The sequence below is a fragment of the Protofrankia sp. Cr1 genome, from assembly GCF_963555865.1.
GTDB lineage: Bacteria > Actinomycetota > Actinomycetes > Frankiales > Frankiaceae > Protofrankia.
Map to the genome: position 1 here is coordinate 22,729 of NZ_CAUVXO010000021.1, position 6,041 is coordinate 28,769.

Annotated in this window: 6 protein-coding genes and 1 pseudogene; 5 read left to right on the forward strand and 2 right to left on the reverse strand. The window is 67.9% G+C overall.

Features of this window, described 5'->3' with window-relative positions:
* Together U9980_RS03940 and U9980_RS03945 are read left to right on the forward strand one after the other, a co-directional pair.
* Nucleotides 1-224, forward strand: a pseudogene (locus U9980_RS03940) (ABC transporter ATP-binding protein); the annotation flags it as partial.
* Nucleotides 181-1,056: an ABC transporter permease gene (locus U9980_RS03945; RefSeq protein WP_322766719.1), complete on the forward strand. Its 876-nt coding sequence runs from the start codon at nucleotides 181-183 to the stop codon at nucleotides 1,054-1,056. The pseudogene U9980_RS03940 and the gene U9980_RS03945, both read left to right, overlap by 44 nt.
* A gap of 34 nt (nucleotides 1,057-1,090) precedes the next feature.
* On the opposite strand, the gene U9980_RS03950 is transcribed toward U9980_RS03945, so the two are convergent.
* Complete coding sequence (locus U9980_RS03950; RefSeq protein ID WP_322766720.1) at nucleotides 1,091-1,876, reverse strand: SDR family oxidoreductase; 786 nt, start codon at nucleotides 1,874-1,876, stop codon at nucleotides 1,091-1,093.
* A 101-nt stretch (nucleotides 1,877-1,977) separates the two neighbouring features.
* Complete coding sequence (locus U9980_RS03955) at nucleotides 1,978-3,771, reverse strand: DEDD exonuclease domain-containing protein (RefSeq protein ID WP_416210143.1); 1,794 nt, start codon at nucleotides 3,769-3,771, stop codon at nucleotides 1,978-1,980.
* Between the two features lie 341 nt (nucleotides 3,772-4,112).
* Between U9980_RS03955 and U9980_RS03960 the strand changes: the two genes are divergently transcribed.
* The 3 genes from U9980_RS03960 to U9980_RS03970 form a co-directional block, all read left to right on the forward strand.
* Nucleotides 4,113-4,508 (forward strand): HIT family protein, encoded by a 396-nt coding sequence (locus tag U9980_RS03960; RefSeq protein ID WP_322766721.1) that lies wholly within the window; start codon nucleotides 4,113-4,115, stop codon nucleotides 4,506-4,508.
* Nucleotides 4,509-4,687: 179 nt separating this feature from the next.
* Nucleotides 4,688-4,924: a hypothetical protein gene (locus tag U9980_RS03965; RefSeq protein ID WP_322766722.1), complete on the forward strand. Its 237-nt coding sequence runs from the start codon at nucleotides 4,688-4,690 to the stop codon at nucleotides 4,922-4,924.
* Nucleotides 4,921-6,041, forward strand: a 1,121-nt coding sequence (locus tag U9980_RS03970) for a hypothetical protein (protein ID WP_322766723.1), incomplete at its 3' end; no start/stop codon positions are given. The genes U9980_RS03965 and U9980_RS03970, both read left to right, overlap by 4 nt.

The following is a 6,041-nucleotide window of genomic DNA, read 5'->3' on the forward strand; positions in this document are numbered from 1 at the left end:
ATTATATGGAGGAAGCGGACGTCCTGTGTGACCGGGTTGCGCTCATGCATGCCGGCCGGGTACGCGCCGTCGGTGTTCCGAGCGAGCTGAAGGCTGCGCTCGGCGCGCAGGCGAGCCTTGAGGACGTCTTCCGCCAGCACACCGGTGGTGCATGTGAGCCCGGTGAGGAAGGAGCTTTCAATGGCGTCCAGCACATCCGCCGTGTCGCCAGCCGGGTTGGTTGAGCGCGGCGGCCTGCGGGGTTCTCCTGCCGGAACCGGCTTCGATCAGGACCTCGACGGACCCCTCGGCGCGGCGCGTCTGCTCGTCCGGCGGCTCGCGACACTGTCGCTGGTCGAACTGCAGAAGCTGCGCCACGACCGGGTGGAGCTTTACACCCGGGCCGTCCAGCCGGCACTGTGGTTGCTTGTTTTCGGGGTGACGTTCAACCGGATCCACGCCATTCCGACCGGGTCCGTGCCGTACCTTGACTACCTGGCGCCGGGGATTCTCGCCCAGTCCGCACTGTTCATCTCGATCTTCTACGGCATCCAGATCATCTGGGACCGGGACGCGGGCGTCCTAGCCAAACTCATGGTGACACCGACACCCCGCACGGCGCTGGTCACGGGTAAGGCATTCGCGGCCGGCGTGCGCGCGTTGATACAGGTGGTCGTCGTCCTACTGCTGGCAGCGGTGCTCGGCGTGGGGCTGACCGCCAATCCGTTGAAGATCTTTGGCGCGATGGTCGCGGTCGTGCTCGGTTCGGGGTTCTTCGCGTGCCTGTCGATCGTGATTGCCGGGCTGGTGCTCTCCCGGGACCGGCTGATGGGGATCGGCCAGGCAATCATGATGCCGATGTTCTTCGCGAGTAACGCCTTGTACCCGGTGGCGATCATGCCGACCTGGGTCCGTGTGGTCAGCTATCTCAACCCGTTGAGCTATCTTGTCGACGCGTTGCGCGGCCTGCTTATCGGCACAGACAGCCATCTCATGCTGGATTTCACCGTCCTCACGGGCTCCGCGGTGTTGACGATCCTCACCGCCAGCGCCCTGCTCGGCCGACTGGCGCGCTGATCAGGAAGGCAGAAGATGTCGGTGTGACTCTGAGTCAGAACAGGCTCTTGCTGTAGCCACCGTCCAGACGAATGGTCTCACCGGTCAGAAAAGCGGCCTGCTCGGAGCAAAGGAACGCGACGAGGGCTCCCATTTCGGCCGGACGTCCCCAGCGACGGACGGGGACCTCCTGCGCGTAGTACGCCTCGTCCTTGACGTTCTGGGATCTGAGGTAATCTTCCGCCAGCTCGCTTCGGAAGGGCCCGGTTGCCACGATATTGGCTGTAATGCCGTGTTCGCCGTACTCCTCGGCGAGCGTCTTCATCATTCCGGCGATGCCCACCCGCAGGTTGGCGAGCACCAGCGGATCGCGGTGGTGCGGGGTCTTGAGGCAGATCGACGCGATGTTGACCAGACGTCCCCAGCCTTTTTCCATCATGTTCGGAATGACTTCCCGGGTCAGGTAGACCTGGCTCATGATGAACTGGTCGTTGGTGCGCAGGAAATCCTCGTCCGAACAGTTGAGGAAGCCCCGTCCGTAGTCGTCGCCGGGTAGCGGGCCGGGTGGGTTCGTCACGAGGATGTCAGGTGCTCCGAAGGCACGTCGCGCTGCCTCGATGATTTCGAGGGCTCCCGCGGTGGTGGTCATGTCCGCGACCACGCCCAGCGCGCTGCCGCCCGTGCTTTCGATCTGCTCGGCGGTCGCCTCCACGATGTCGGATTGACGACCCGTCAGGACGACCGCGGCACCCTCCTTCGCCAGCTCGACCGAGATCGCGCGACCGCATCCGCGACTGCCGCCGGCGACGACGGCGACCTTGTCCTTCAGGCCCAGGTCCATGTGCTCTCCTCGATCGGATACTGGTCACAAGTGGTGCAAAAGTATGCCGATATGAGGCACGGGTCGAGGCGTTGGCATGAAATGTCCCTAATATATGCCTGTCAGCGGGCGCGTCCCAGCCGGAACACTTCCCGAGCGGCGCCGGTCGCGGGTGAGGCCCACTCGCCGTCCACGCTGACCAGACGTACACCGGGTCCGGACAGCCAGTGGTGGATGCGCTCGGTTTCCGCCGCGCTGGCGCACGGCGTGGGCCCGGGGCCCGGACGCACGGTCTCGGCGCTGGCCTGTGTCGCGGCGATCCAGGGACGCGGATCGGTGCGTGGCGGTGTGCTGGTCGCCGCGACCAGCCTGCCGTGGCGGATCACCGCGATGTCCCAACCGCCCTCGGGGGTCGGCGCTGCCGCCGTCATCTGGGCCACGCCGGCCAGCGCCGACAGCCGTTGCAGCCGCTGAGCGCCGTGCAGAAAGGCCAGCAGCCGGTCCCGCTCGACGGCGGCGTCCTCGAAGCGCTGCTGGGCGGCGAGGCTGTCGATGCGCGTCCGCATGGCGGCAACGATCACGGACGGGTCGGTGGTCATGGCCCGACGTGCCGCCTCCACATGCCGGGCATAGTCCTGCAGGCTTTCCCGCCCGTCGCATGGTGCTCCGCACCGTCCCATATCCGCGAGAGCACAGGCCGGCACCGACCGCCGTGGCGACAACCGGGCGGTGCACTGCCGCAGTGGAATCGCCGCGTGGATCGCGGCCGCGGCGAGATCGGCGGCGGCGGTACCTGAGAACGGGCCGAGATAGGTGCCGGCGTCGCGAACCGCCCGCACCCGGGCCAGCCGTGGAAACGGCTCGTCGGTGATCCGTAGGTAGACCGCCCGCTCCGGATGCCGCGACCGGCGGTTGTACGGGGGTTTGTGCTCGGCGATCAGTCTCAGCTCACGAACCTCGGCCTCCAGCGCATGCGCGCACGCGATCGCCTCCACCCGATCGGCCGCCGCCACCATCTCGGCCATCCGTGCCCGCGGCTCGCTCGCGGTGAAGTAGGAGCGGACCCGGGCGCGGACCGATCGTGAGGTCCCGATGTACAACGGCCGGCCGGCGCGATCGCGGAAGACATAGACCCCGGGACCGGTCGGCAGCCCGTCCGCCAGATGCCGCTTGCGCCGCTGTGCTGGGGAGACCTTCCGGGTGAAACCGTGGACGTCCTCCAGTGTGGTCACGCCGAGAGTGCCGAGCCGTTCGAACAGTCCGTGCAGGACGGCGACGGTCGCGCGTGCATCCGCGAGCGCCCGGTGACTCGGCTCGCTGTCGGCGCGGAAGAGGCGGGCCAGCGACGCCAGCTTGCAGTCCGGGCTTTCATCTTTGGTCACGATCTGGCGGGCGATGCGGACGGTGTCCAGATGCTCCCAGTCGGGGACCGGGTAGCGGCCGCGTGCGCACGCCGCCCGCAGAAAGCCGAGGTCGAAGGGGGCGTTGTGGGCGACCAGGACGCTGCCGTGGGCGAACTCCAGGAAGGCCGGCAGAACGGCGTCGATGGACGGCGCGGTGGCGACCATCGCGTTGGTGATTCCGGTCAGGACCGAGATGAACGGCGGTATCGGTGCGGCGGGCCGCACCAACGTGGCCATCTCCGCGAGGACCTGCCCACCACGGACCTTGACCGCGCCGAGTTCGGTGATCTCACTGTCGGCGGTACGGATGCCGGTGGTCTCCAGGTCCACGACGACAAAGGTGACATCCCGCAGGGGCCGGCCCAGTTCCTCGAAGCTCGCCTGCCGTGGTCCAGGTCCAAGTCCAGGTCCAGGTCCGGGTCCAAGCCCGGATGGGGCCGGGGCCGGGGACGTCGAGAACGGCGTCGGCGCGGTCCGATGGTGGCCTCCCGGCGCTGGCGAGAACGGGCTCATGCCCGCGCAAGGTACAGCCAGCCTCGGACAGCTTCAGCCTCGGACTGGTTCCGTGGCTGACAGGGACAGCCCGCGAGACCCTATTGCCAACCGGGCCTGCCGTCCGCACCCGTTCCGGTAGGTAGTTTCTGTCATGATAACGACCGTTTCTACCTACGCCCGGCCGGTGGCGGCACGAGGGGTAGGTGACTTTCGCCGCAATGGCAGCAGTTTTGACCTACGGCTGCGGTGCCGGCTAGTGCGGTATCACGCGCAGGGCGGGGCGAACCCCTCGCGACCACCTGTGGTGAGCATCGTACGGCCCCTCATCTGACCGGCTCGGATGCCGATAGTGTCCGCGCATGGCCAGCATCTTCACCCGGATCATCAATCGCGAGCTGCCCGGGCGGATCGTCTATGAGGACGATCACTGCGTGGCGTTCCTGACGATCGCCCCACTCACACCCGGGCACACACTGGTGGTCCCGCGGCTCGAGGTCGACCACTGGATTGATCTTCCATCGGACGTGCTGGGGGAGTTGTGGAGCGCGGCGGCCACGGTGGGCCGGGCTGTGGACAGGGCGTTCCACCCCCGGAAGGTGGCCGCGCTGCTGGCCGGCCTGGAAGTACCCCACGTCCACGTACACATCGTCGCGATCGACTCCGAGGCCGAGCTTTCCTTTGCCAGAGCTGACCACAATCCCGACCCGGCAGCGCTGGATGACGCGGCTGACCGGATCCGGGCCGCCCTGAAGTAGGTCACGCCAGCGTATTAACGTTTTGCCTGGACGAAGTACGTAAATCGAGCTATTCGGGCTATTGAGACTATCGGGGCTGGAGCGAATCGTCAGAGACCGCCGGCGATCCGGAGGGGTCGGGCTGCGCCCTATACGCTGGTGCGTCATCGTTGTTCCCATCGCGCCCCGGAGTCTGCGCCGTGCCCGTCGACCTGCCCGGACCGCATACCCGCTGGCGGTGCGGGATATGCGGTAATCTGACCCGTTTCGATGTGGCGAGGACGGTGCGGTCACGGGACTACGTCCACGTCGATCTTGCCGGTGTCTCCCGCGTGGAGGAACGGGACGTCGTGGACGAGAAGATCGAACACGTCTGGTGTCGTTGGTGCGGTGCGGTGGACAGCGTGGTGTGCGAGCCTCGGCCGGCGTCCGGGTGAGCGAGCCACTGCCGCCCAACGTCCGGGCCCAGGTCGTCGCGTTTGCCGCTGACACCCTCGCAGACCTTGCGGAGCAGGATGTGCCGGCCCCGCTCATCGCGGTGCGGCGCTTCATCCCGTCGCGACGTGCCCGGCTCGGCGCTACGCCGTTGGCCGCCGCGATCGCGAACGACACGGTGTTTCGCGGGCGGGTGGCCGAGCGGGTCCGGCTCGCCCTGCCCGACCTCGTGGCCGCGCTCTCCTCGGCCGAGGGACCGCCGGAAGCCGCGCCACCGGAGGAGATCGCGGCCGTCGCCTATGTCCTGCGCCTACCTGGCTGGGAGCGGATGGTCGAGGCTGCGGCCCAGGAGCTGGCCGAGGCGGCGGCGGCGGCGCTCGCCGCGCAGGCTGCCGGGACCGCCGCGCGTCTGAGCGATCAACTTGAGGCGTTGAAGCGCAGCTCAAGGGTTGAGAGCGACCAACTGCGCGACCGCCTGGCGGTGGCCCGGACCGAGGTCGAGGATGCCCGCAGGCGGCTGCGATCGTCCGCTGACCGGATCCGTCGGGCCGAGCTGGACGCACAGGATGCCGTGCAAGCCGCTGAGCGGATACGTGACGAGGCGGTTACCGCGGCCCGTGAGGCCGAGACCGAAACCCGTCGGCTGCGACAGCGGGTCACCGAGCTTGAGGCCGCGCTGGCCGCGGCACGGCGCGGCAGCCGAGAAGCCAGATCCGTGGAGGATGTCCGCCTGCGGGTTCTGCTCGACACCCTGATGGCTGCCGCGAACGGATTCCGAAAGGAGCTCTCGTTGCCGACGGCGGTACGGCGGCCCGCCGATGTCGCCGGGCGCGAGGATGATGACGCGATACTGTTCGATCCGTTCTGCGGAGTGGGCGCGCGCGGCCTCGCCGAGGACGATCCCGGGGTTGTCGACGAGGTCCTCGCGATCCCCGGCGTTCACCTCATTGTTGACGGCTACAACGTGACCAAACGTGGCTATGGATCGTTGACTTTGCAGGCACAGCGTGCGCGGCTGTTGTCGGGGCTCGGTGCACTGGTCGGTCGTGCGCCGGAGAGCGAGATCACGGTGGTCTTCGATGCGACCGCGGTGATCGCGCGGCCGGTTGGGGTGACCGC

Coding starts and splice junctions, on each gene's coding strand:
- U9980_RS03945 (WP_322766719.1), top strand. CDS start 181: ATGGCGTCCAGCACATCCGCCGTGTCGCCAGCCGGGTTGGTTGAGCGC.
- U9980_RS03960 (WP_322766721.1), top strand. CDS start 4,113: ATGGCCAGCATCTTCACCCGGATCATCAATCGCGAGCTGCCCGGGCGG.
- U9980_RS03950 (WP_322766720.1), bottom strand. CDS start 1,876: ATGGACCTGGGCCTGAAGGACAAGGTCGCCGTCGTCGCCGGCGGCAGT.
- U9980_RS03955 (WP_416210143.1), bottom strand. CDS start 3,771: ATGAGCCCGTTCTCGCCAGCGCCGGGAGGCCACCATCGGACCGCGCCG.